This is a genomic window from Microbacterium atlanticum, from assembly GCF_015277815.1.
Lineage (GTDB): Bacteria > Actinomycetota > Actinomycetes > Actinomycetales > Microbacteriaceae > Microbacterium > Microbacterium atlanticum.
Window position 1 is genome coordinate 3,213,415 of sequence record NZ_CP063813.1, and the last position, 23,286, is coordinate 3,236,700.

A 23,286-nucleotide genomic window follows, 5' to 3' on the forward strand; every position below is an offset into this window, starting at 1 on the left:
GGAATCACCGTGACGACCGACCTCACCTCCTCACCAGCCTCCGTCGACCACCTGGTCCCGCTGCTCGAGCGCCTCACGCTCGAGCAGAAGGCATCCCTCGTGCAGGGCGCCGACTTCTGGACCACCGTCCCGCTCCCCGAGATCGGCCTGCGCGCGATGACGCTGTCCGACGGCCCCGCCGGCGTCCGCGGACCCCGGTGGGATGAGCGCGAGCCGTCACTCAACCTGCCGTCGGGGTCGGCCCTGGCCGCGTCATGGGACGTCGGCCTCGCCTACCGGTACGGCGCGGCGGCGGCATCCGAAGCACGCCGCAAGGGCGTCGACGTGGTGCTCGGCCCGACCATCAACCTGCACCGCTCGCCCCTGGGCGGCCGGCACTTCGAGTGCTTCAGCGAGGACCCCGAGCTGTCGGCGGAGCTCGCCGCCGCGTACGTCCGCGGTCTGCAGGACAACGGCGTCGCCGCCACTCCCAAGCACTACGTCGCGAACGACTCCGAGACCGACCGCTTCACCGTCGACATCCGGGTCGACGACCGTGCGCTGCGCGAGCTGTACCTCGCCCCCTTCGAGCGCGCCGTCGAGGCGGGCGCCTGGTCGATCATGAGCGCGTACAACGCCGTCGACGGCGTGACCATGACCGAGAACGACCTGCTCGAGACGCCGCTCAACTCGGAGTGGGGCTTCGACGGGGTCGTCGTCAGCGACTGGACGGCCGTGCGATCGCTCGACGCGGTGCCCGCCGCCCAGGACCTCGCGATGCCGGGTCCCGCCCCCGCATGGGCCGATCTCGTCGAGGCGGTCCGCGACGGCCGCGTGGCAGAGGCCGACCTCGACCGAAAGGTGCTGCGCCTGCTGCTCCTCGCCGAGCGCGTGGGTGCGCTGGGCGACGCCGCTCCGATCGAACCGGCCCCGCTGGACGGGCCGGCGTTCGCCCGGCAGGCGGCCATCGAGGGTACGGTGCTGCTTCGCAACGACGGCGTGCTGCCGTTGGATGCCGCCTCCCTCCGTCGCATCGCCGTCATCGGCCACAACGCGCTCGAGGCCCGGACCCAGGGCGGCGGCAGCGCGACCGTCCTGCCCGAGGCGGTGGTGTCGCCCCTCGATGCCATCCGCTCGGCCGTTCCCGGCGCCGAGGTCCGGTACGAGATCGGCGCCGTCGTGCAGGAGGGCGTCGCCGAGATCCCCCTCAGCCAGCTGCGCAACCCGGCGACCGGAGAGGCCGGCCTGCGCGTGGCCTTCTACGACGCCGACGGCACCGAGCTCTTCGCCGAGAACCGCCGCGCGACCGCGCTGGTGTGGTTCGGCGGCGACGCGCCCATCGCGGCGAGCACCACCGTGGTCTTCGAGACGATCTACACGCCGACCCAGACCGGCGACATCGAGCTGGGCTTCGCCGGCGCCAACGCCGGACGCCTGTACGTCGACGGCCGCCTGCTGCTCGACGACGCACCGGTGATCGAGGGCACCGACCTCGGTGCGGCGTTCCTCAACCCGCCGTCGCTCACCGCCACCGTCCCCGTCGAGGCCGGCCGGGAGATCGCCGTCCGCGTCGAGTTCACCCGTGAGGGCGAGGGCGCTCTGTCCGGCGCGCTCAGCGCCACGCTCGGCATCGCCCCCGAGCGCACCGACCCCGACGAGCTCATCGCCCGGGCGGTCGCGGAGGCGGAGGCATCCGAGGTCGCGATCGTCGTCGTGGGCACGAACTCGAAGGTCGAGTCGGAGGGCTACGACCGCACCGATCTCGATCTGCCGGGACGCCAGGACGACCTGGTCCGCGCGGTCGCCGCCACCGGGACGCCGACGATCGTCGTGGTGAACGCCGGCTCGCCGGTCGTGCTGCCGTGGGCGGGAGAGGTCGGCGCGGTCGTGCAGGGCTACTTCGGGGGACAGGAGTTCGGCCACGCGATCGCGGATGTGCTCACCGGCGCCGCCGAGCCCGGCGGCCGCCTGCCCACCACGTGGCCGGCGGCGCTGGAGGACGTGCCCGTGACCGAGGTGATCCCGACGGACGGACGACTGGAGTACCGCGAGGGCATCCACATCGGCTACCGCGCGTGGCTGCGCTCCGGCGCCGAGCCTGCCTTCCCGTTCGGCCACGGGCTGGGCTACACGACGTGGTCGTGGGGCGCCGCGCAGCGCATCGGCGACGCGCTGGAGATCACCCTCGCCAACACCGGCGACCGCGCCGGGAAGCAGATCGTGCAGGTCTACGCCGAGCGGCCGCAGTCCGAGGTCGAGCGCCCCGAGCGCTGGCTCGTCGGCTTCGCGACGGTGCACGCGGACGCGGGTGAGACGGTCACCGCGACCGTTCCGGTTCCGTCACGTCGGCTCGCCCACTGGGACGGCGAATGGGTCGTCGAGCCGGGCGCGTACACGCTGCGCGCGGGAGCGTCGGTCGCCGACCTGCCCCTGACGCTCGAGTGGCACGTCGCGGGCGGTGCCGCGTGAGCCCGGCTCCTATCACCGCCGACCTGCTGCACGGCGCCGCCGACAGCCGGCTGACGGAGGTCGTGGCACGCCTGGACGGCTACCTGCGGAGCGACCCCGACCTGTCGTTCCAAGTCGCGGCGTTCCACCGCGGAGAGCCCGTGCTCGACGCGTGGGGCGGGCCGCACCTCAGCGAGGACTCGGTGATCGTGCCCTACTCGGTGACCAAGAACACCATCGGTCTCGCGGTCGGCCTGCTCGTCGAGCGCGGCGAGCTCGACCTCGACGAGCCGGTCGCGCACTACTGGCCGGAGTTCGCCGCGAAGGGCAAGAAGCACGTCACGGTGCGGCAGCTGCTGTCGCACCAAGGGGGCCTCCCGCAGGCCACTCCGCCGGTCGGCTGGGACGAGCTGCTCGACCACCACGCCGCCGCCGAGCGTCTTGCAGGGAGCCGCCCGTTCTGGCACCCCGGCAGCGCGTTCGGGTACCACGCCATCACGATCGGGAGCCTGGGCGACGAGCTGGTGTTCCGGGTGACCGGCCGCACGCTGCACGCGTTCTACGAGGAGGAGATCCGCGCGCCGCACGGCATCGACTTCTTCCTGGGTCTCCCCGCCGAGCACGAGCGGCGCCGGGTGGACGTGCTGCCGATGATCCAGCCGGTGTCCGACACCCCCTCTCGCGAGTACTCCGCCCTCGGCCCCGTCGTGTTCAGCTCGATGAGCGCGGACGTGGACCTCGCCAACTCCCCGCGCAGCTGGCGCTACGGGCATCCCGCCGGGTCGGGCGCGGGCAGCGCCCGGGGGCTCGCGCGCCTCATGGCGGCAGCCGTCACCGGCGTCGAGGGCCGCGACCCGTTCCTCGGCGCCGACACCGTCGAAGAGATCGGTCAGCAGCAGATCCGCGGCTACGACGAGGTGCTCCACCAGCACGACCGCGCCCACGCGATCGTGTTCCAGAAGCCCTCCCAGCAGCTGGCGTTCGGCGGCCCCCGCTCGTTCGGCCACGACGGCGCCGCCGGCGCGCTGGCCTGCGTCGACCCCGACAGCGGCGTCGCCTTCGCGTGGACTGTCGCACGCGGCCCGTGGCCCGGCGGTGCGGACCCGCGCGCCGTGACGCTCGCGCGCGAGCTGGGCATCCTCCTCTCCTCCTGATCTCCTCCCGAAGGGACCCCGTGACCGCCCTCCCCAATCCGCTGCTCAACGGCTTCCACCCCGACCCCAGCGTGGTCGAGGTGGACGGCGTCTTCTATCTGGCGACCTCGACGTTCGAGTACCTGCCGGGCATCCCGATCCACCGCTCGACGGACTTCCGGACGTGGGAGCTCATCGGGCACGTCGCCACCCGCGCCGGCCAGCTCGGCGTCGACGGTGTGCCGACCGGCGGCGGCGCGTGGGCGCCGACGATCCGCCACCACGGCGGGCTGTTCCACCTCGTCATCACGGATGCGATGGGGCGCGGCATGCTGCACTTCACCGCGACCGATGCGGAAGGCCCCTGGAGCGACGGCGAGCTGCTGCGCAAGGCCGACGGCTCGGGCACGATCGAGGGCATCGACCCCGACATCGCGTGGGATGCCGACGGCACGTGCTACATCACCTTCTCGGGGCTTCAGCTGAGCGGCGCGCTGGACCCCAACCAGCCCGCGCACCTCGGCATCCAGCAGGTGAAGGTGGACCTGAACGCCCACCGGGCCACGGAGGAGCCGCGGTCGCTGTGGTCGGGCACCGGCCTGATGTTCCCCGAGGCGCCCCATCTGTACGAGGTGGACGGCAACTGGTACCTGATGATCGCGGAGGGCGGCACCGAGCGTGGCCACGCGATCTCGGTCGCGCGCGGAGACTCCCCGGAGGGCCCGTTCACCGGCGCTCCGGGCAACCCGCTCGTCTCGGCGCGGTCGACGCCGCGCCCCGTCCAGAACACCGGCCACGGCGACCTCGTGCGGGGACCGGACGGGCAGTGGCTGTGCGTGCTGCTCGGCGTCCGCCCCCGCAGCGGAACCCGCGCCTTCTCGGCGCTCGGGCGTGAGACGTTCGTGACGCCCGTCACCTGGTCCGACGGCTGGCCGGCTGTGGCGCCGGTGGAGCTCGCACCGCGGCCCGGAACCCGCGTGGAGATCGACTTCTCGGAGGCCCTGGACGGCGAGTGGATCGGCGTGCGCCGGCTGCCCTCCGAGATCGCGGCCCTCGAGGACGGCCGCCTCGTGCTGACCGCCGACGGCAGCACCCTCGGCGACGCGCAGCCCGTGTTCGTCGGCCGTCGTCAGGAGCATCTGACGAACGAGGTGACGGTGCGACTGGACGTCGCCGTCGGCGTCGGAGGCCTCGCGGTGCGCTACGACGAGCAGTTCCGCATCGAGTTGGAGGCGGGCGACGGAACGCTCACCGCGCGCGCGTGGATCGGCGGGCTGCACCAGGAGTGGCGCCATCCGCTCGCGGGCGACCGCGTCGAGCTGCACCTCGCTTCACGCAAGCCCGCGGCCGGCGGCGGCCTGGTGTCGACCAGCGACGTCTTCCATCTGGGCGCGACGGTCGACGGCGAGCGCGTCGAGCTCGCGCAGATCGACGGCCGCTTCCTGTCGTCGGAGGTCACCGAGTCCTTCACCGGACGGGTCATCGGCGTCTACGCCGTGCGGGGCCGGATCGCCGTGGAGCGCTGGATCAGCGAAGGGAACGACGAGTGACGGATGCCGCGGCCCCGCGCCGCACCCATGACCCGGCCGACGCCCGCGTGGCCTCGCTGCGCGCCGAGCTGCGCGACGACACCCCGTTCGTCGCCACGCCGACGCCCCGCCTGACCTGGACGGTCACGTCTGCGCAGCCGTGGCTGCAGGCGAGCGCGGAGGCGACGGACGGCCGGCGGACGGTTCCCCTCGACGACGGGGAGTCGGCGCTCGTCGCCTGGCCTTTCGACCCCCTCGCGCCGGACGAGATCCGCGAGGTCCGCGTGCGCGCGCGGTCGACAGCGGGCGACCGCACGGCGTGGAGCGAGCCGCTCCGCGTGGAGGCGGGCTTCCTCGCTCCGGGCGAATGGACCGCGCAGCCGATCGGCCTGGACGACGCGGCGCGCGAGGCTCAGCCGGCGCTCGTGCGCACCCGCTTCACGGTCGACCGGCCCGTCGCCAGGGCGCTGCTGTTCTGGACCGCGCTCGGGGTCGCGGAGCCCGAGCTCAACGGCGCCGCGGTGTCAGATGACGTGCTCTCGCCGGGCTGGACCGCGTACCGCGACCGCCTGGTGCACGAGACGGTCGACGTCACCGCTCTGCTGCGCACCGGGGAGAACGTCCTCGGCGCGACGATCGCCGGCGCCTGGTACACCGAGAAGTACGGCTTCTTCGCCTTCACGAACCGGGTCTACGGCACGCAGCCGTCCTTCCTCGCCCAGCTGCGCGTCACCTACGAGGACGGCGTCGTCGAGACGCTGGCCGCCACCGGCGACGGCTGGACCGCCGCGGGCGGCGGCCCGGTCGTCGACAGCGGCATCTACGCCGGCGAGCACCAGGACCTGCGCCGCGCGCTGCCCGGCTGGTCCGAGCCCGGTCGCACCCCCACCGACGACGACGGCTGGGCGCCGGCGCGCGTCGGCGCCGCCGCGCTCGCGGGCTTCGAAGCCGTGCCGACGCCCGAGGCGCGCATCGCTCCCCCGGTCCGTCGCACCCAGGAGATCCCGGTCGCCGGCGTGCTGACCACCCCATCGGGCGGGACGATCCTCGACTTCGGGCAGAACCTCGTCGGGCGGATCCGTCTGCGAGTGCGTGGCGAGCGCGGCACCCGGGTCGTCGTGCGCCACGCGGAGGTCCTGGAAGACGGCGAGCTCGGCCTCCGTCCCCTCCGCAACGCGCGGGCCACCGCCACCTTCGATCTCTCCGGCGGGGACGACATCCTGGAGTCCCGCTTCTCGTTCTACGGCTTCCGGTACGCGCAGATCACGGGCGCCGACGTCGACCCCGCCGACGTCGAGGCCGTCGTGCTGCACACCGACATGCGCCGCACCGGCTGGTTCTCGTCGTCGCACGAGATGCTGGACCGCCTGCACGAGAACGTGGTGTGGGGCATGCGGGGGAATTTCCTGTCGATCCCGACCGACTGCCCTCAGCGCGACGAGCGGCTGGGCTGGACGGGAGACATCCAGGTCTTCTCTCCGACGGCCGCGTTCCTCTACGACTGCGACGGCTTCCTCGCGTCGTGGCTGCGCGACCTCGCGCTCGAGCAGTCGCGGCAGAACGGGAACGTGCCGCTGGTCGTGCCGTCGGCGCTTCCTGCCTTCGGCGACGGCCTCGGCCCGACCGCCGCGTGGGGCGACGCCGCCACCGTGGTCCCGACCGTCCTCCATGAGCGCTACGGCGACCTCGGCGTGGTGCGCGACCAGTACGAGAGCATGAGGTCGTGGGTCGACGCGGTGCTGCGCGACGCCGGAGACAGCGGCTTGTGGGCCGGGCGCATGCAGCTCGGCGACTGGCTCGACCCGGCGGCACCGCCCGACAAGCCCGGACGGGCCAAGGTCGACGGTGACATCGTGGCGACGGCCTACCTCGCCCGGTCGCTTCGCCAGGTCGCCGACGCGGCGGCCCTGCTCGGGAAGGACGCGGATGCCGGCGCCTATGCGGCGCTCGCCGAGCGGAGCCGCGTAGCCTTCGCCGCCGAGTACGTCACACCCGCCGGGCGCATGATGAGCGACGCGCCGACGGCGTACGCACTGGCCCTCGAGTTCGACCTCGTGACCGATCCGGTCGCCCGCGCCGGTCTCGCCGACCGCCTGGCGTCCCTGGTGCGCGAGGGCGGATATCGCATCGGCACGGGCTTCGTCGGCACGCCGCTCGTCACCGACGCGCTGACGGCAGCCGGCCATCTGGCGGCCGCCGAGCGCCTGCTGCTGCAGACGGAGTGCCCGTCGTGGCTCTACCCGGTGACCATGGGCGCGACGACGGTGTGGGAGCGCTGGGACAGCCTGCTCCCGGACGGCACGGTGAACCCCGGAGAGATGACGTCGTTCAACCACTACGCGCTCGGCGCCGTCGCCGACTGGCTGCACCGCAGCGTGGCAGGTCTCGCACCGGCGGCTCCCGGGTACCGGCGCCTGCGCATCGCCCCGCGTCCGCTCCCGGCGCTCGACCGGGCGACGGCGCGCCACCTCACGCCCTACGGCGAGGCATCCGTCTCATGGCACCGTGACGGCGATGCGATCGTCGTGCGCGCGGTGGTTCCCCCGAACACGACCGCCGAGGTCGACCTGCCCGGGCACGACGGCACCGGTGCGCTGGAGGTCGGCTCCGGGGAGCACGAATGGCGCATCGCCGCCGAGCCGGCGTCCCCGCGGCCCCAGCTGCCCGGGCTCCGGGCATCCCTCGCCGACGTCATCGACGACCCGCGCGCCTACCGGGCGCTGCTGGACACCCTGGCGGAGTCCGACGAGGCCCGGGCGGAGTCGGTGCGCACCGAGACGGTCTGGGCGTCGGGCCGCTCGGCCTCGACGGCGCTGATGTTCACGCCGCCCGATCTGCTCGACCGCGTCGACGCGGCGATCCGCGCCGCGACCGCCGGCTGACCCGACGGCTGAGACAGCGGCGCCGCGGCTCCCACCCGGGGGCCGCGGCGCCGTCGTCTCAGCGGACCGTGATGATCACGCGCTGGTAGGCCTTCAGCGGCAGCGCCGCATCGTCGAGGGCCTCGGCGATCACGTGGATGGTGTCGCCCGGACGGGCGTCGGCGGGGATCTCGATCGCGGCCTGTGCGCCGTCCGCTGCGAGCGCGACCTCGCCCACGTACGATCCCGCCTCGGCGTAGACCCACCAGCGCAGGGTCACCGCATCGCCGTCGGGATCGGTGACGGATGCCTCCAGCGCCACGCGGTCGCCGGGCGCGGCCTCCCGGTCGATCCCGCCCGCGATCGACAGGCGGGGGTGGTGGTTGGCCTCGTCCCAGCCGGTGACGGTCCAGCGAAGCCGCGCGGCGAAGTCCGCCTGCGCATCGGCGAACCACCGCGCAACCGACCCCTCATCGCCGGTCGGACCGCCGGTCGCCCACTCCGCGCCGCCCGGGTGGAACGCGGCGTCCACGAGGCCCCACGTGTCGGCGCCCGGCTCGGTGGGCCGATAACGCCCGCCCCAGCCGCCGTAGGACGGATGCTCGTGGCCGCGCAGGCCCGGCACCAGCAGGTTCAGCATGTTGGTGGTGTCGCCCTCCGAGATCCACTCGCCGGCCCGCTGCGGGTCCATCCAGACCTGGTAGCCCTGGGCCCGCAGCTCGTCGGCGGAGAGACCGGAGAGGTGGAAGTAGTCCGTCATGTCACCGGGCACCATCTGCCGGCCATCGCCCCACACCCGATAGAGCGCACCCAGGGGCCCGACCTCCGTCACGTTCTCCCGCGTCCACTCGGCGCTGAGCAGGTGCTGGTCCTCGGCCCGCACCGTGCGCCGAGCCATGTAGCCCCACGCGAGCGTGGCGACCTCGATGGTCCGGATGCCGGGCCAGACGGGCGCGATGTAGTCGTCGTAGGTGCCGTCCTGCGAGGCGAACTTCGTGATGACGGCCTTCGCGGACACCGCGGCGTGCACGGCGTCCCACTCGTCGGTGCCGCGGAACCGCTCCTCGATCGACATGAGCGCCCGCGCCACCGTGCTCGGGCCCGCCCACAGCTGGAGGAACACGGGCCCCGGGCGGTCGTCCAGGAGCACGTCGGCGATGAGCCGGGACCCCGGCGACTCAGCGGAGGTGTCGCCCTCGAAGTCGATGTTCCCGTCGCGGATCACGGCGCGGAGGGCGTCGGGCTCGGGATACCGCGGATCGTGGCGGCGGAGGTTCTCGTGGACCTCCGCGTACGCCTCGACCGCGTCGTGGATGAAGCGCTCGCTCGGCGCCCAGCGCCAGGACGTCTGCGGCTTGTCGTACTCGCGCTCGGGGAGGAAGAACTCGGTCCCCCTCCCGTCCCCTCGCCAGTGGAAGCGACTGGAGGCGTAGACGAGCCCCTCGACCTCCACCTCGTTGCTGTACAGGAGGAAGCGGATCATCGAGTTGAGGTCGTCGAGCTCCGGGTCGGCCGTCACGATGGTGCGCGGACGGGGGATCCTCGAGACGACGGGCTCGAGGGCGCTCACGCGGTCACCTCCGCGGCATCCGCACCGGCCTGCCAGCTGTCGAACTCGGCGAGCTTCAGATAGAAGTCCTCGAACATGAGGCGGGTGTCCACCCACGTGTACACGCGGATCGGACGGGCGTCGGGCACCTCGATGTAGGCGCCGTCGTCGCCGATCGCCGGGGTCGGCCGAGCGACGTAGCGGCTCGAGGTGGGGTCGGGCTCGAAGACCGACTGCAGCGCGCTCAGCAGCACGAGCGGCGAGTCGCCCAGCGCGTACGTCTCGGCGGCGCCGCCGGAGAAGGTGCTCACCATCCGCATCACCTGCGCGACCTCATCGTAGAGATGACGGCCGAGCGGGCCCGTGGCCGCGACCCGGAGCCGCAGCTCGGCGTCGGACACCAGGCACTGGCGGTACACGTCGCGCGGCACCTGCCAGACCGGGATCCGGGAGTCGCCGAAGACGACCTGCGCGGCGGTCACGTCGATGAGCAGGTTGTACTCGATCGGCATGGCGTTCGGCGGCGGCACGGCGAGTCCCTCGTGCTCGGCGCCCCCGATCCACACCAGCGTGAGGCGCTCGGCCACCCGGGGCTCCTGCAGCCATGCCGAGGCGAGGTCGGTCAGTCCCCCGCCGGCGAGGTAGAACAGCGGCGTCTCGACGTCGTCGCGGAGCGCCTCGGCGATGATGGCGTCGACGGCGGGCGCCGGCCGGGGGGTCGCGGCATCGGCGAGCGGCGAGTTCGCGCCCTCGACGATCACGCCGACGGACTGCAGTCCCATCCGAGCGAAGACGTCGCGGGCGACGGCGGCGGCGTGGCCCGCCTGGGAGTCACTCGGGTCGAACGGATCCCCCGGTCGCAGGTGCGAGGCCACGACGAGCCGGATGTCGACGCTCGGCGACAGCAGATGGTGCACCAGCTGGTAGAGGTCGTCCGGATCGCCCGAGAAGTCGTTGTCGATGATCACGCGGGCGCGGGGAGCGCCGAGCGGCGGGAGGTCCTGCCACGGCGTCTCGCCCAGCTGCCAGGTGCGGCCGGCGCGTGCGGCCTCGGTGTCGGCCGGTGTCGGCACGGTCGTCATCTTCGACTCCTTCTGCGGCGTTCATCGCCTCCCGGATTGTACCACCGGTTGACCAATTTCTCTCGAAGGGTGGGCGGTCAGACGACGGCGATCGCTACGACGACAGCCACCGCCACGACACCGGACAGCGCGACGAAGCCGGCCAGGAACGCGAGCGGTCCCGCACCCGGGAGCGGCGCGCGATCGCCGCGCGTGAGCAGGATGTCGACGGTTCGTCGGCCCCGTCGCCGGGAGATCACCCAGAGCACTCCCGCGACGACGAGGCCAGCGACGCCCACGAGGATCCACCACGGGTCGGCGAAGGCGACGGGAAGCAGCCGCATCGCGACGAGCGAGCCCACCCCGACGGCGAGGGCGGTCCGCCGCCAGGCGAGCTCGGTGCGCTCGGGCTGCAGGCCGGGATCGAAGAGCTCCGTCATCGCAGCAGGATCGCGAGCAGCACGAGCACCCCGGCGGCGGTCACGGCGACCGCCAGAACGATGCCGAGCAGAGAGGCGGGGAGCGCGCGGCCCGTGCGCAGCGCCCGCTCGGCGCGCGACCAGCCCACCCAGGCGAGTGCAGGAGTGAGCACGCCGGCGACCACGAGCACGAGCGAGGCGGCCAGGCGGAGCGCGGGGTGCAGCTCGAGCCCGAGGAGCTCGAGCGCGACGCCGCCCGCGATGAGGGCGAGCGCCGTGCGGATCCACGCCAGGAACGTGCGCTCGTTCGCGAGGGTGAACCGGGCGTCGGGTTCGGAGCCCTGACCGAAGACGGATGCCGGGAACCGGCGCTCCCCGCTCACGCGGCGACCGTCCGGAATCCGGCGTTGCCCATGGAGGAATCGGGCGTGTTCTGCGAGCGCGCCGAGTTGCGGTAGCGGTTGCAGTACGAGATGTGACAGAGATAGCTGCCGCCTCGGAGCACCCGGGCGCCGCCCCGCTCGGGGCCGCGCGGATCGGTCACCGGCTCCTCCGTGTACGTGCGGGGCGAGAACCAGTCGGCGCACCACTCCCAGACGTTCCCCACCGGCTGCCACAGCCCGTAGCCGTTCCGGTCGAAGGCTCTCGCGGGCGCCGTGGTGAGGTAGCCGTCCTCGAGCGTGTTCGTCCGGGGGAAGTCGCCCTGCCAGATGTTCGCGCGCCAGCCGCCGGCATCCACGTCGTCGTCTCCCCAGGGATACTTCGCGCCGTCGACGCCACCGCGCGCGGCGTACTCCCACTCCGCCTCGGTGGGAAGCCGGCGCCCGGCCCACGCGCAATACGCCTGCGCGTCGTTCCAGCTGACATGGACCACGGGGTGATCGCCGAGGCCGTCGAGCGTCGAGCCGCTGCCGCCCGGGTGCGCCCAGTCGGCACCGCGCACGCCGAGCCACCACGGCGTTCCCGCCGCCTGCCCCATCACATCCGATGCCGGCGCCCGCACCGCGAGGTGGAACACCGCGCTGAAGCCGAACGTCTCCGCCTCGGTGCGGTACCCGGTGTCGGCGACGAACCGGGCGAAGTCGTCGTTGGTGACCGTCGTCGCGTCGATGGTGAACGCCTGGAGCGTGACACGGTGGAGCGGCGACTCGCCGTCGCCGGGGTTGCGATCCCCCGACGAGTCGCCCATCGTGAACTCGCCCGCCGGGACGGCGACCTGCTCCATGACGTGCCGCGCTGCGTTCGCCGGGGAGGCCGCAGGCGCGGCATCCGCTCGCCCGATCTGCACGAATTGCGACCGCTGCGGCGCCCCGCACGCACAAGACGGCCCGCAGTCGGTCCGGTCGTCCTCCATGACCCAATCCTCCCCGATCACCGGGCGAAGACGCGCCGGACCCGCTCGAGCGTCTCCTCGTCATGGGGGCCCCATGCGGGGTGCGGCGTGTCCGGACCTCGATACGGCTCGTCACGATAGTGCCGCTGGTACTGCTCGAGCTTTGCCTCGAGATCGGCGCGGACCTCGGCGTACGCAGGGTCGTCGGCGACGTTGCGCACCTCGACGGGGTCGTCTCTCAGGTCGTACAGCTCCCACTCCGGCTCGAAGACGCGGTCGGAGGCGCCCGGCACGCCGAGCCCGGCGCCGTAGTAGCGGATCCCGCACGAGACGCGCAACCTCGCAGACGACCCGGCGTACGGCGAGATCAAGGGCCGCCTGCGCAACGCGCTCGAGGCGTGGCGCGCGGAGTACGGCGACCTGGGAGTGGTCCCCGAGCGCGAGCTCAGCGAAAGATGGCGGCCGGGCGGTGAGCCCAGGCCCACGGCGGCGCCGGACGTTCGCCTCGAGGGGGGACGTGTGACCGCGACCTGCGCGACGCCCGGAGCGTCGATCGCGTGGACATCCGATCCGCCGGGGCCCCTGGGCGAGCTCGGAGAGCTGGAGCGCCAGACCGGATCGCCCGTTCCCGACGGCCGACGCTGGCGGCTCTACTCGTCGCCCATCCCACGTCCCTCCGAGCCGGTGTGGTTCGGTGCCTGGCGGCTCGGCCATGCGCCGAGCGAGCAGGTGCTCCTGGCGCAAAGCGCTGCGACCGCGGTCGTGGCCGAGCCGGAGACGATCGTCTGATGCGCGCCGTCATGCTGATGTTCGACAGCCTCAACCGGCATATGGTGCCTCCGTTCGTGGACGACGTGCCGCCGCTCCCGGGCTTCCGTCGGCTCGCCGAGCGGACCGTCGCGTTCGGCAACTTCTACGCCGGCTCGATGCCGTGCATGCCGGCGCGACGCGAGCTCCACACGGGCCGCCACAACTTCCTCCACCGCAGCTGGGGACCGCTGGAGCCGTTCGACGATTCGGTGCCGGCCATGCTCGGCGCGAACGGCATCCACACCCATCTCGTCTCCGACCATCTGCACTACTGGGAGGACGGCGGCGCGACCTACCACACGCGTTACTCGACGTGGGAGTTCTTCCGCGGCCAGGAGGGCGATCCTTGGAAGGGCGTCGTGGGGCGCGGCGACGTGCGCCTCCCCGCTCCCCTGCGCGCGCGCATGCAGGACGCCGTGAACCGAGAGCACATGTCGACGGAGGAGACGCACTCCCAGACCCGCACCGTCGACGCCGGTCTCGAGTTCATCCGCACCAACGCCGAGGCGGACGACTGGATGCTCCAGATCGAGCTCTTCGACCCGCATGAGCCGTTCTTCGCCGCCGAGCGATTCCGGCAGGCTCGCGGACTGGACTCCGAGGCATCCTTCGACTGGCCGGCGTACCGGCGGGTGCTCGAAGACGACGGCGACGTCGACAAGGCCCGCGGCGAGTACCTCGCGCTGCTGGACATGTGCGACCACTCCGTCGGCCGCGTGCTGGACGCCATGGACGAGCACGGGCTCTGGGACGACACGATGCTGATCGTCAACACCGATCACGGCTTCCTGCTCGGCGAGCACGGCTGGTGGGCGAAGTCGATGCAGCCGTGGTTCAACGAGCTCGTGCACCTCCCGATGTACCTGTGGGATCCCCGCTCGGGACGCCGCGGCATCCGTGATGACCGTCTGGCGCAGACCATCGACATCCCGACCACGCTGCTGGACTTCTTCGGCGTGGAGCGCACGGACGACATGACCGGCATCCCGCTCGCCGGGGACGCGGACGCGGCGCACGAGGGCGCGCTGTTCGGCATCCACGGCGGCCATGTGAACGTCACGGACGGACGCCACGTCTACATGCGAGCCGCGGACTCGCCCGCCAACTCCCCGCTCGAGGAGTTCACGCTCATGCCCACGCATATGCGCGCGCGGTTCTCGGTCGGGGAGTTGGCGTCATGGGAGCCGGCCGAGCCGTTCACCTTCACCAAGGGCCTGCGCACCATGCGCATGGCGTCGACGGCGATGTGGCTGAACTCGTGGCAGCACGGAACGATGCTCTTCGACCTGTCGACGGACCCGGAGCAGCTGCAGCCGATCGCCGACGACACGGTGGAACTGCGGATGGCGCAGCTCCTCGTGGAGCTGATGCATCGCAGCGACGCGCCGGCCGGCCAGTTCACGCGCCTCGGGCTTCCCGCGGAGGGCGACGTCGGTCCGGAGCACCTGCGCGCCGGCGCGCACCGCGAGCGTGCGCTGCGCACCGGCGAGCCGATCCCTCGTCGACACGAGCTGCGGGCGGCCGAGCTGCTGAGCCGCCCCCTCGGCCAGCTGCTGGCGGACGCTCAGCTCGGCGCGGTCGTGGCCCGGCACGCGCCGGACGTGGTGAACACCGAGATGGTCGGACTCCCGCGCGGAGCGGACCTGCTGTCGATGGCGGCACGGGCGGCCATCGACGCCCAGACGCTTCGAGCGCTCGAAGCCGAGCTGGCCGGGGTGATCGCTGGGCGCGTCTCCGCAGCGACGTGACCAGGGGCCCGGTCAGCGCGCCTCGCGGACGCCCAGACGCTCGAGGTGGGCGTTGCTGAACCGCCCCTCCGGGTCGAGCCGCTCGAACACCACCCGGGCGTCGCCGAGCCGCGGGTGCACGCGCTCGATCGCCGCGCGGTCGAAGCCGTGCACCTTGCCCCAGTGCGGGCGGGCACCGAACGGCTGGAGCGCCGCCTCGATGCGGGCGATCGATTCCGCCACGGCTTGCGGGCGGTGACGGAAGAACGTGAAGTGGATGATCACGACGTCGCGCCCGTACGCCGGGCTCAGCCACAGGTCGTCGGCGGCGGCGGTGCGCAGCTCCGTCCAGTAGAGATCCGGGCGGAGGCCGTCGCCGAGCGGGCGGATCGCGTTCAGCGCCGCGACGGCGGCGGCCCGGTCGACGAAGTATTCGCTCTGGATCTCGTCGCCGAAGGACGGCTGCGCATCGAGGCGGAAGTGCGGGAGGCGCAGCATCCACGGTCCCGGCACGCCCGCGAGCTCGGTGACGTTGTCCTCCGGCCCGAGTGGGGACTCGCCGCTGAGCGCGCGGGCTCCGTCCAGCAGGGTGTCGGGGACGGGGTCGTCGTCGGCGTCGAGGCGCGTCTTGACCCAGACGTAGCCCACCGACGGCTCCTCCCAGCGGGAGAACACCGACACGCTGTAGGCGAGGGAGGTCAGCGCGTCGTACTCGGCGAGCGCTCGGTCCCACGTCACGCCGGTGTAGATGTCCTGCCGGACCCGGAAGGCGGGCTGCACGTCGAGGGTGAGCGCCACGACGATGCCGAAGGCCCCGAGCCCGACCACCAGCGCGTCGAAGTCGGGATCGCCGCGGCGCACGTCGTGCACCTCGGCGTCTGCGCCGACGTACCGCAGGGCGCGGACCGACGCCGACAGGACCTGGTTGCGGTCGCCCGAGCCGTGGGTGCCGGTCGCAGTGGCGCCACCGACGTTGATGTGCGGGAGGGAGCCCATGTTCCGCAGCGCCCAGCCGCGCTCGTCGAGCCACACGGCGAGCACGCCGTAGCGGATACCGGCCGGCACGGTGACGGTCTGCGCGGCCTCGTCCAGCTCGAACTCGGGCGCGAAGCCCGTCACGTCGACGAGCGTGCCGGTCGTGTCGGGGAGGTCGGTGAACGAATGGCGTGTGCCGAGCGCCCGGACGCGACCCGGTTCGGCGAGCACGCGCCGGACGTCGTCGACGGAGGTCGCCGTGACGATCCGCGGTGCGGTGTACTCGTAGGTTCCGGCCCAGTTGCGTTCCACGCGTCCCAACCTAGCCGGGCCGCCTCAGCCGGAGGCCTCGGCCGCGAGGCGCTGGGATGCCGTCGCCATGTGGGCGGCCATGGCCGAGGCCGCGGCATCCTCGTCCCCCGCTTCGATCGCACGGAAGACCGTGCCGTGCTCGTCGATCGCGATGCGGGCTTCGGCGTCGTCGTGGACGGCGCGGTCGGCGTAGACCTGCAGCAGCGAGCGCACGACGTGCAGGAGGTCGACGAGGGTGTCGTTGCCGGCCGCCGTCGCCAGGGCGTTGTGGAAGTCCAGATCGGCCCGCGCGAACGCCTTGAGGTCCGAGACACCCGCGCGCATGCGGTCGAGGGAGACCGACAGGGCACGCAGATCGGATGCCGCGGCTCGGCCCGCCGCGAGCCGCGCGACGTAGATCTCCAGGCCGGAGCGCAGCTCCAGCAGCTCGGCGGTGTTCTTGCTCCCGATGAGGAGCCCCCACCGCAGCGTCTGCGGGAGCAGCTCGCTCGCCGTGCCGCGGAGGTAGGTGCCGGAGCCCGGGCGCACGTCGACGATGCCGAGGATCTCGAGCGCGGCCAGCGCCTCGCGCACCGCGGACCGTCCGACGCCGAGGGTCGCTGCGAGCTGGCGCTCCGGAGGCAGCCGGGTGCCGGCCTCCAGGTCGCCGGTCGTGAAGAGATCCATGAGCCGGCGGGCGACCTCCGACACCGGGGTGCCGCTCGGCAGCGCACCGAGCGCGGCCGTGATCTCGGCGGAGCGGTCGTCGGGGTACGCGGGCATGCGAACAACTTACGGCAGTCGACGCCGCTCGGGCATTGCATTCGGTCAACCGGTTTGTTGGAATCGACGAAACGGTGCCGCGTTTGCAATTGGTCAACCGGTTTGCCACAATGGACGGCAATCACCTCGATCGCCGTCGATAGCAGGAGTCACTGTGGACCAGAGCAAGACCATCACCGATGCGCCGCCCGTGGCGCGCTCGGCCATCCGGAAGGTGTCGATCCGGCTCGTGCCGTTCGTGGCGCTGATGTTCTTCATCAACTACCTCGACCGCACGGCGATCGGCTTCGCCGCTCCCAACGGCATGAACGAGGACCTGGCCCTCTCCGCCGCCCAGTTCGGATTCGCGTCGGGCGTCTTCTTCATCGGCTACATCCTGCTCGAGGTGCCCTCCAACCTCGCGCTGCACCGGTTCGGCGCGCGTCGCTGGCTCTCGCGCATCATGGTCAGCTGGGGCGTCGTGGCACTCCTGTTCACGTGGGTGCAGAACTTCGAGCAGCTCGTCGTGCTCCGCTTCCTCCTCGGCGTCGCCGAGGCCGGCTTCTTCCCCGGCGCCATCCTGTTCCTGAGCCTGTGGGTGCCCGCGCAGTACCGCGGCCGCGTCCTCATGCTCTTCTACCTGGCGCAGCCGCTCACGACCGTCATCGGCGCCCCGCTGGCCGGCTGGCTCATCCAGCAGCACGAGGTCTTCTTCGGCCTCGAGGGCTGGCGCTTCATGTTCTTCGGCGTCGCGATCCCCGCGATCGTGGTCGGCGTCATCGCGTGGTTCTACCTCAAGGACAAGCCGGCCGACGCGAAGTGGCTCACCGCGGAGGAGCAGGTCTGGCTGACCGACGCGCTCGACCGCGAGAAGGCCGCCACGCAGAAGAAGGAGCACGGCCACGTGTCGGCGCGCTTCGCCTTCAAGAGCGGTCGCGTGTGGGTGCTGTCCTTCATCTACTTCGGCTTCATCTACGGCCTGTACGCGCTGGCCTTCTTCCTGCCCACGATCATCGAGGGCTTCCAGTCGCAGACCGGTCAGACCTTCGACACGCTGCAGAAGGGCCTCATCACCGCGATCCCCTACCTGCCGGCCGCCATCGTCATGTACTTCTGGTCGCGCGACGCCTCCCGCCGCGGCCTGAAGACCTGGCACATCGCCGGCCCTGCGATCGCCGGCGCCGTCAGCATCCCGCTCGCGCTGTTCATGGGATCGCCCGCCGCCACCATCGCCGTCATCACGGTCACGGCGTGCGCGATCTTCGCCGCCCTGCCGAACTTCTGGACCCTGCCGACGCGGTTCCTCACGGGAGCCGCAGCGGCCGCCGGCGTCGCTCTGATCAACACGATCGGCAACCTCGCCGGGTTCTCGGCGCCGTTCATCACCGGGGCCGTGCACGACTGGACCGGCGGCTACGAGATCCCGATGTTCATCGTGGGCGCGGTCATGCTCGTGTCGGCCGTGCTCATGGTGCTGCTCGCCCGCAGCAACCGGATCAACCCGGCGGTCGTGGATGAGGCGACGACCGATGAGCCCGTCGTAGACGCGGAGGCCCTGAGCGCCGCGGCCGACCCCAAGGGCGACGTGCGATGACGCGTCTGTGGAACGAGCCGGCGGACTTCGCCGACGAGATGATCGAGGGGTTCGTGGCGGCCAACGGCCGCTACGTCCGCCGGGTGCCGGGCGGCTTGGTGCGCAGCACCACCTCCCCGGCCGGTCAGGTCGCGGTCGTGGTCGGCGGCGGCTCGGGCCACTATCCCGCCTTCGGCGGGCTCGTCGGTCCCGGGCTGGCGCACGGCGCGGCGATGGGCAACCTGTTCGCGTCGCCGTCGACCCAGCAGGTGTACTCGGTGGCCAAAGCCGCCGAGGGCGGCGGCGGGGTGTTCTTCTCCTACGGCAACTACGCCGGCGACGTGCTGAACTTCGACGCGGCGCAGGAGCGGCTGCGCGCGGAGGGCATCGCGTGCGAGACGGTCACGGTCACCGACGACATCGTGTCGGCGTCGGCCGATGAGAAGCACCGGCGCCGGGGCATCGCGGGCGATCTGACGGTGTTCCGCATCGCGGCGGCGGCCGCGGAGTCGGGCGGGGATCTGGGTGAGGTCACGCGGCTGGCGCGGCTGGCGAACGAGCGCACCCGGTCGTTCGGGGTCGCGTTCACCGGCTGCACGCTGCCCGGTGCGGAGCAGCCGCTGTTCACGGTGCCCGAGGGGCGGATGGCGATCGGGCTCGGCATCCACGGCGAGCCGGGGATCGACGAGACCGACATCCCCACCGCCGATGGGCTGGCCGAGCTGCTGGTCGGGAAGCTGCTGGCCGAGGTGCCCGACGGCATCGAGGTCGCGGGGGCGCGCGTCGTGCCGATCCTGAACGGCCTGGGGTCGCTGAAGTACGAGGAGATGTTCGTCGTCTACCGGCGCATCGCCCGGCTGCTCGAAGACGCGGGGATCGAGGTCGTGGACCCGCACGTGGGCGAGTACTGCACGAGCTTCGACATGGCCGGCACCTCGCTGACGCTGTTCTGGCTCGACGACGAACTGGCGAGCCTCTGGGAGGCCCCGGTGGACACCCCCGCGTACCGTCGCGGTGTGGTGGGCGCCCGGGAGCGGGTGACGGTGACGGATGCCGCCGCCGACGCCGCGGCGGAGATCCCCGACGCCGACGAGGCGTCCCGGGATGCCGCGCGGACGGTGCTCGCCGCGGTGCGCACCATCGTGGAGACCGTCGACGCGCATGTGGACGAGCTGGGCCGGATCGACCAGGTCGCCGGTGACGGCGACCACGGCATCGGCATGCAGCGCGGCTCGCACGCCGCCCTTCACGCCGCGACCACCGCGGCTGAAGCCGGCGCCGGCGCGCAGACCACCCTCGCCCGCGCGGCCGACGCCTGGAGCGACAAGGCCGGCGGCACATCCGGCGCGCTGTGGGGGGTCATCCTCAACGCCGTCGCCGCGAAGCTCGGCGACCAGGGCCGCCCGGACGCCGCCGCGGTCGCCGCCGGCGTCGCGGCCGGCTCCCGCGGGGTCACCGACTACGGCAAGGCCGAGGTCGGCGACAAGACCCTCGTCGACGCGCTCGTGCCGTTCAGCACCACGCTGACCGGCGCCGTCGACGCCGGCGCCTCGCTGACCGACGCCTGGCGCACCGCCGCACACGCCGCCACCCGCGCCGCCGCCGCCACCGCCGACCTCCTCCCCCGCATGGGCCGTGCCCGCACGCACGGCCAGAACAGCGTGGGCACCCCCGACCCGGGCGCGATCTCACTCGCGCTCATCGTGACCGCCGTGGGCCACACGCTCACCGGCGGCGAGAACCAGAAGGGACGCGCCGATGGCTGAGCCGCTGCGCATCGTGATCGGCTGCGACGACGCCGGTTACGACTACAAGGAGATCCTCAAGAAGGACCTTCAGGACAACCCCGGCGTGGCCGAGGTGATCGACGTGGGCGTGGATGCCGACGGCCACACCCCCTACCCGAAGGTCGCCATCGAAGCCGCCCAGCAGGTCGCGAACGGCACCGCCGACCGGGCGCTGCTGATCTGCGGGACGGGCCTGGGCGTCGCCATCGCCGCCAACAAGGTCCCCGGCATCCGCGCCGTCACCGCCCACGACTCGTACTCGGTCGAACGCGGCGTGCTGTCCAACAACGCCCAGGTGCTCACCATGGGCCAGCGCGTGGTCGGCATCGAACTCGCCCGCCGCCTGGTCCGCGAGTGGCTCACCTACCGGTTCGAGACCACCTCCGCCTCGGCCGACAAGGTCGCCGTCATCGACCAGTTCGAGAACACCGGATCCTGCTGATGAGCGAGCACGAACTCCGCCCCGCCGCACCGACCTCGCACGATCCCGCCCCGGATCCGCGAGTCCCGGCGGAGTTCGTGCACGCCCCCGTCACCATCGGGGTCAGCCTGAAGACCTACTTCGGCAACGCGCAGGCGCGCGCATGGTTCGCCGACGTCGCCCAGCGCGCCGCCGCGCACCCCGCCGTGGCCGACGGCACGGTCCGGTTCTTCGTCATCCCCACCTATCTGCAGATCCCCGCCGCCCTCCAGGCGTTCGCCGGCACCCCGGTGCTGGTCGGCGCGCAGGACGTGTCGGAGTTCGCCCCCGGCGCCTACACCGGCGAGGTCACCGCGCAAGAGCTCGCCGAGGTCGGCGTCCAGGTCGCCGAGATCGGCCACGCCGAACGCCGCCGCCTCTTCGACGAGACCGACGCCGTCACCGCCGCCAAGGCCGCCGCCGCCCTGAGCCACGGCATCACCCCGGTGCTGTGCATCGGCGAGGCCGAGCGCCTCGGCGCCCCCGCCGCCGCGCGGGCGAACGTCGAGCAGCTCGCCACGAACCTCGACGGCGTCCCCGCCGGACCCGTGATCGTCGCCTACGAGCCGGTCTGGGCCATCGGCGCCGCCGAGCCCGCCCCCGACGACCACATCACCACCGTCGCCCGCGCCCTCCGCGCCGCACTCGACGCCGACCCCGCCCGCGCCGGCAGCGTCGTCATCTACGGCGGATCCGCCGGCCCCGGACTCCTCACCCGCCTCGGCCACACCGTCGACGGCCTCTTCCTCGGCCGCTTCGCCCACGACCCCGACGCACTCCACGCCGTGCTCGACGAGGCATCCGTCCTCGCGACATCACGCCCGGCTGAGGCACAGCGTCCGGGCGAAGGCCGGCGACCGGGAGTGGAGGCGGACGCATGATCGGCCTCGGCACCTACGCGTTCTTCTGGCAGCACTCCGACCAGGTCCCCGAGCCGCTGACGCTCATCGACGCGTTCGAGGCGACCCGGGCCCTGGATGTCGGCCTGTTCCAGATCTGCGACTACGCACCGCTCGACGGTATGGACGACGCGGAGCTGACCGATGCCGCCGTCGCGGCGCGAGACCTGGGCCTCGAGATCGAGCTCGGCACCAAGGGCATCGAGCCCGACCGCCTCGCCCGCTTCCTCGATCTCGCGGGCGTCTTCGGCGCGAAGCTCGTCCGCAGCATGCTGTACTCCCCCGACACCCGACCGACGCTGACCGCGGCCGAGCAGTGGCTGCGCGGGTCGCTGCCGGCGTACGAGGCATCCGGAGTCGACCTCGCCCTCGAGACGTACGAGCAGGTCTCGACCGCCGACCTCACAGACCTCGTCGCCCGCATCGACAGCGAGCGCCTCGGGATCTGCCTCGACCCCGCCAACGTCGTGGCGCGCCTCGAGCTGCCGCGCGAGTGCGTCGAGGCCACCGCCGCGCACGTCAAGAACGTGCACGTCAAGGACTTCGCGTTCGCCCGCCAGCCCGGCTGGGTCGGCTTCACCTACGGCGGCGCGCCCATGGGCGACGGCCTGCACGACTACCCCCACCTGCTCGAGACCGTGAAGCCCCGTGAGAACCGGGTCAACGAGATCGTCGAGCACTGGCTCTCCTGGCAGGGAGACGCCGAGACCACCATCCGCACCGAGCGGGAATGGACCCGCCGAACCATCGAATACCTGAGGAGCACGACATGAGCACCACCACCGACCCTTCGACAAGCTCAGGGCAGGCCGCGGCTGGCGCCGCGTACAAGATCGCCGTCGTCGGCGCGGGCGGGAAGATGGGCATGCGCGTGTCCAACAACCTCGTGAAGACCGACCACACCATCTGGTACGTCGAGAACTCGCCCGCCGGCCAGCAGCGCACGATCGACGCCGGCCGTGAGCTGACGGATGCCGCGACCGCCGTCGCCGACGCCGACATCGTCGTGCTCGCGGTGCCCGACCTGGCCCTCGGCCCGGTCACCGCCGACCTCGTCCCGCAGCTGAAGTCCGGCGCGATCGTCCTCACGCTCGACCCGGCCGCCGCCTACGCGGGCCTCCTCACCACCCGTGAGGACGTCATCCAGGCCGTCGCGCACCCCTGCCACCCCTCGGTGTTCCTCGAGCGCACCACCAAGGAGGAGTGGGCCGACACCTTCGGCGGCATCGCCGCCCCGCAGGACGCCATCGCCGCGGTCGAGAGCGACGACCCCGCCCACAAGGCGATCGTCGAGGCCACGGTCCGCGCGATCTACGCTCCCGTCATCGACGTGCACTTCGTCACCGTCAAGCAGCTCGCCCAGCTCGAGCCCACCCTCGTCGAGACCGTCGCGTGCATGATCGGCGCACTCCTGAACGAGGCGCTCGACGAGGCCATCCACACGATGGGCGTTCCCGAGGCGGCGGCCCGCAGCATCCTGTACGGCCACACCCAGGTGGCTCTCGCCAACGGCCTGCGCGGCGACAATCCGTTCTCGGACGCCTGCCTCATCGCGATGGACTACGGGCGCGAGTCGATCATCAAGGAAGACTGGAAGAAGATCTTCCGCGACGACGAGCTCGACAAGAACCTCGCCCGCATGCTGCACCTCGACCACATCGAGCGCTGACGTCGCGAGCGGCAGGGAGAG

The 23,286-nt window shown here is 72.4% G+C and carries 20 protein-coding genes; 12 read left to right on the top strand and 8 right to left on the bottom strand.

Going from position 1 to position 23,286, the window contains the following annotated elements:
* Positions 1 to 3 precede the first annotated feature (3 nt).
* The 4 genes from IR212_RS14775 to IR212_RS14790 are packed head-to-tail and all read left to right on the top strand — an operon-like array spanning position 4 to position 7,971.
* The gene (locus tag IR212_RS14775; protein ID WP_420488625.1) at positions 4 to 2,448 is read left to right on the top strand and encodes a beta-glucosidase; all 2,445 of its coding nucleotides are present in this window, start codon (positions 4 to 6) and stop codon (positions 2,446 to 2,448) included.
* Complete coding sequence (locus IR212_RS14780) at positions 2,445 to 3,581, top strand: serine hydrolase domain-containing protein (protein ID WP_228479350.1); 1,137 nt, start codon at positions 2,445 to 2,447, stop codon at positions 3,579 to 3,581. Before IR212_RS14775 ends, IR212_RS14780 begins: the two co-directional genes overlap by 4 nt.
* 20 nt (positions 3,582 to 3,601) lie before the next feature.
* Complete coding sequence (locus IR212_RS14785) at positions 3,602 to 5,110, top strand: glycoside hydrolase family 43 protein (RefSeq protein ID WP_194396620.1); 1,509 nt, start codon at positions 3,602 to 3,604, stop codon at positions 5,108 to 5,110.
* Positions 5,107 to 7,971, top strand: a complete 2,865-nt coding sequence (locus IR212_RS14790) for an alpha-L-rhamnosidase (RefSeq protein ID WP_228479351.1) — start codon at positions 5,107 to 5,109, stop codon at positions 7,969 to 7,971. The genes IR212_RS14785 and IR212_RS14790 overlap by 4 nt, the downstream gene beginning before the upstream one ends.
* Positions 7,972 to 8,029: 58 nt before the next feature.
* Here the strand turns inward: IR212_RS14790 and IR212_RS14795 are convergent, their stop codons facing one another.
* The 6 genes from IR212_RS14795 to IR212_RS17170 form a co-directional block, all read right to left on the bottom strand.
* Positions 8,030 to 9,520 carry a DUF1593 domain-containing protein gene (locus tag IR212_RS14795; RefSeq protein WP_228479352.1) on the bottom strand — a complete coding sequence of 497 codons (1,491 nt, stop codon included), beginning with the start codon at positions 9,518 to 9,520 and terminating at the stop codon, positions 8,030 to 8,032.
* A complete protein-coding gene (locus tag IR212_RS14800; RefSeq protein ID WP_194396621.1) occupies positions 9,517 to 10,581 on the bottom strand; it encodes a nucleoside hydrolase in 1,065 nt (354 codons plus the stop codon). Before IR212_RS14800 ends, IR212_RS14795 begins: the two co-directional genes overlap by 4 nt.
* A gap of 77 nt (positions 10,582 to 10,658) precedes the next feature.
* The gene (locus IR212_RS14805) at positions 10,659 to 11,000 is read right to left on the bottom strand and encodes a DUF202 domain-containing protein (protein ID WP_194396622.1); all 342 of its coding nucleotides are present in this window, start codon (positions 10,998 to 11,000) and stop codon (positions 10,659 to 10,661) included.
* Positions 10,997 to 11,362 carry a YidH family protein gene (locus IR212_RS14810; protein WP_194396623.1) on the bottom strand — a complete coding sequence of 122 codons (366 nt, stop codon included), beginning with the start codon at positions 11,360 to 11,362 and terminating at the stop codon, positions 10,997 to 10,999. Before IR212_RS14810 ends, IR212_RS14805 begins: the two co-directional genes overlap by 4 nt.
* A complete protein-coding gene (locus tag IR212_RS14815) occupies positions 11,359 to 12,333 on the bottom strand; it encodes a formylglycine-generating enzyme family protein (protein WP_194396624.1) in 975 nt (324 codons plus the stop codon). Before IR212_RS14815 ends, IR212_RS14810 begins: the two co-directional genes overlap by 4 nt.
* Before the next feature lie 17 nt (positions 12,334 to 12,350).
* The gene (locus IR212_RS17170; RefSeq protein ID WP_228479354.1) at positions 12,351 to 12,650 is read right to left on the bottom strand and encodes a sulfatase/phosphatase domain-containing protein; all 300 of its coding nucleotides are present in this window, start codon (positions 12,648 to 12,650) and stop codon (positions 12,351 to 12,353) included.
* Between the two features lie 181 nt (positions 12,651 to 12,831).
* Here IR212_RS17170 and IR212_RS14825 point away from each other — a divergent pair, with 181 nt between their 5' ends.
* Positions 12,832 to 13,101 (top strand): hypothetical protein, encoded by a 270-nt coding sequence (locus IR212_RS14825; protein WP_194396625.1) that lies wholly within the window; start codon positions 12,832 to 12,834, stop codon positions 13,099 to 13,101.
* The gene (locus IR212_RS14830) at positions 13,101 to 14,870 is read left to right on the top strand and encodes a sulfatase (protein ID WP_194396626.1); all 1,770 of its coding nucleotides are present in this window, start codon (positions 13,101 to 13,103) and stop codon (positions 14,868 to 14,870) included. Before IR212_RS14825 ends, IR212_RS14830 begins: the two co-directional genes overlap by 1 nt.
* Positions 14,871 to 14,882: 12 nt before the next feature.
* Here the strand turns inward: IR212_RS14830 and IR212_RS14835 are convergent, their stop codons facing one another.
* The gene (locus tag IR212_RS14835; RefSeq protein ID WP_228479355.1) at positions 14,883 to 16,136 is read right to left on the bottom strand and encodes a D-arabinono-1,4-lactone oxidase; all 1,254 of its coding nucleotides are present in this window, start codon (positions 16,134 to 16,136) and stop codon (positions 14,883 to 14,885) included.
* Between the two features lie 24 nt (positions 16,137 to 16,160).
* Positions 16,161 to 16,898, bottom strand: a complete 738-nt coding sequence (locus IR212_RS14840) for a FadR/GntR family transcriptional regulator (RefSeq protein ID WP_194396628.1) — start codon at positions 16,896 to 16,898, stop codon at positions 16,161 to 16,163.
* A 154-nt stretch (positions 16,899 to 17,052) separates the two neighbouring features.
* Here IR212_RS14840 and IR212_RS14845 point away from each other — a divergent pair, with 154 nt between their 5' ends.
* From IR212_RS14845 to IR212_RS14870, 6 genes are read left to right on the top strand one after another with little or no spacing between them, the layout of a single operon-like run.
* Positions 17,053 to 18,471 (top strand): MFS transporter, encoded by a 1,419-nt coding sequence (locus tag IR212_RS14845; protein ID WP_194396629.1) that lies wholly within the window; start codon positions 17,053 to 17,055, stop codon positions 18,469 to 18,471.
* Positions 18,468 to 20,216: a dihydroxyacetone kinase family protein gene (locus tag IR212_RS14850; protein ID WP_194396630.1), complete on the top strand. Its 1,749-nt coding sequence runs from the start codon at positions 18,468 to 18,470 to the stop codon at positions 20,214 to 20,216. Before IR212_RS14845 ends, IR212_RS14850 begins: the two co-directional genes overlap by 4 nt.
* Positions 20,209 to 20,679: a ribose-5-phosphate isomerase gene (locus tag IR212_RS14855; RefSeq protein WP_194396631.1), complete on the top strand. Its 471-nt coding sequence runs from the start codon at positions 20,209 to 20,211 to the stop codon at positions 20,677 to 20,679. The genes IR212_RS14850 and IR212_RS14855 overlap by 8 nt, the downstream gene beginning before the upstream one ends.
* Complete coding sequence (locus IR212_RS14860; RefSeq protein ID WP_194396632.1) at positions 20,679 to 21,578, top strand: triose-phosphate isomerase family protein; 900 nt, start codon at positions 20,679 to 20,681, stop codon at positions 21,576 to 21,578. Before IR212_RS14855 ends, IR212_RS14860 begins: the two co-directional genes overlap by 1 nt.
* Positions 21,575 to 22,369, top strand: coding sequence for a sugar phosphate isomerase/epimerase family protein (locus tag IR212_RS14865; RefSeq protein WP_194396633.1), 795 nt, complete (start codon positions 21,575 to 21,577; stop codon positions 22,367 to 22,369). The genes IR212_RS14860 and IR212_RS14865 overlap by 4 nt, the downstream gene beginning before the upstream one ends.
* A complete protein-coding gene (locus tag IR212_RS14870) occupies positions 22,366 to 23,265 on the top strand; it encodes a phosphogluconate dehydrogenase C-terminal domain-containing protein (RefSeq protein ID WP_194396634.1) in 900 nt (299 codons plus the stop codon). The genes IR212_RS14865 and IR212_RS14870 overlap by 4 nt, the downstream gene beginning before the upstream one ends.
* Positions 23,266 to 23,286 lie beyond the last annotated feature (21 nt).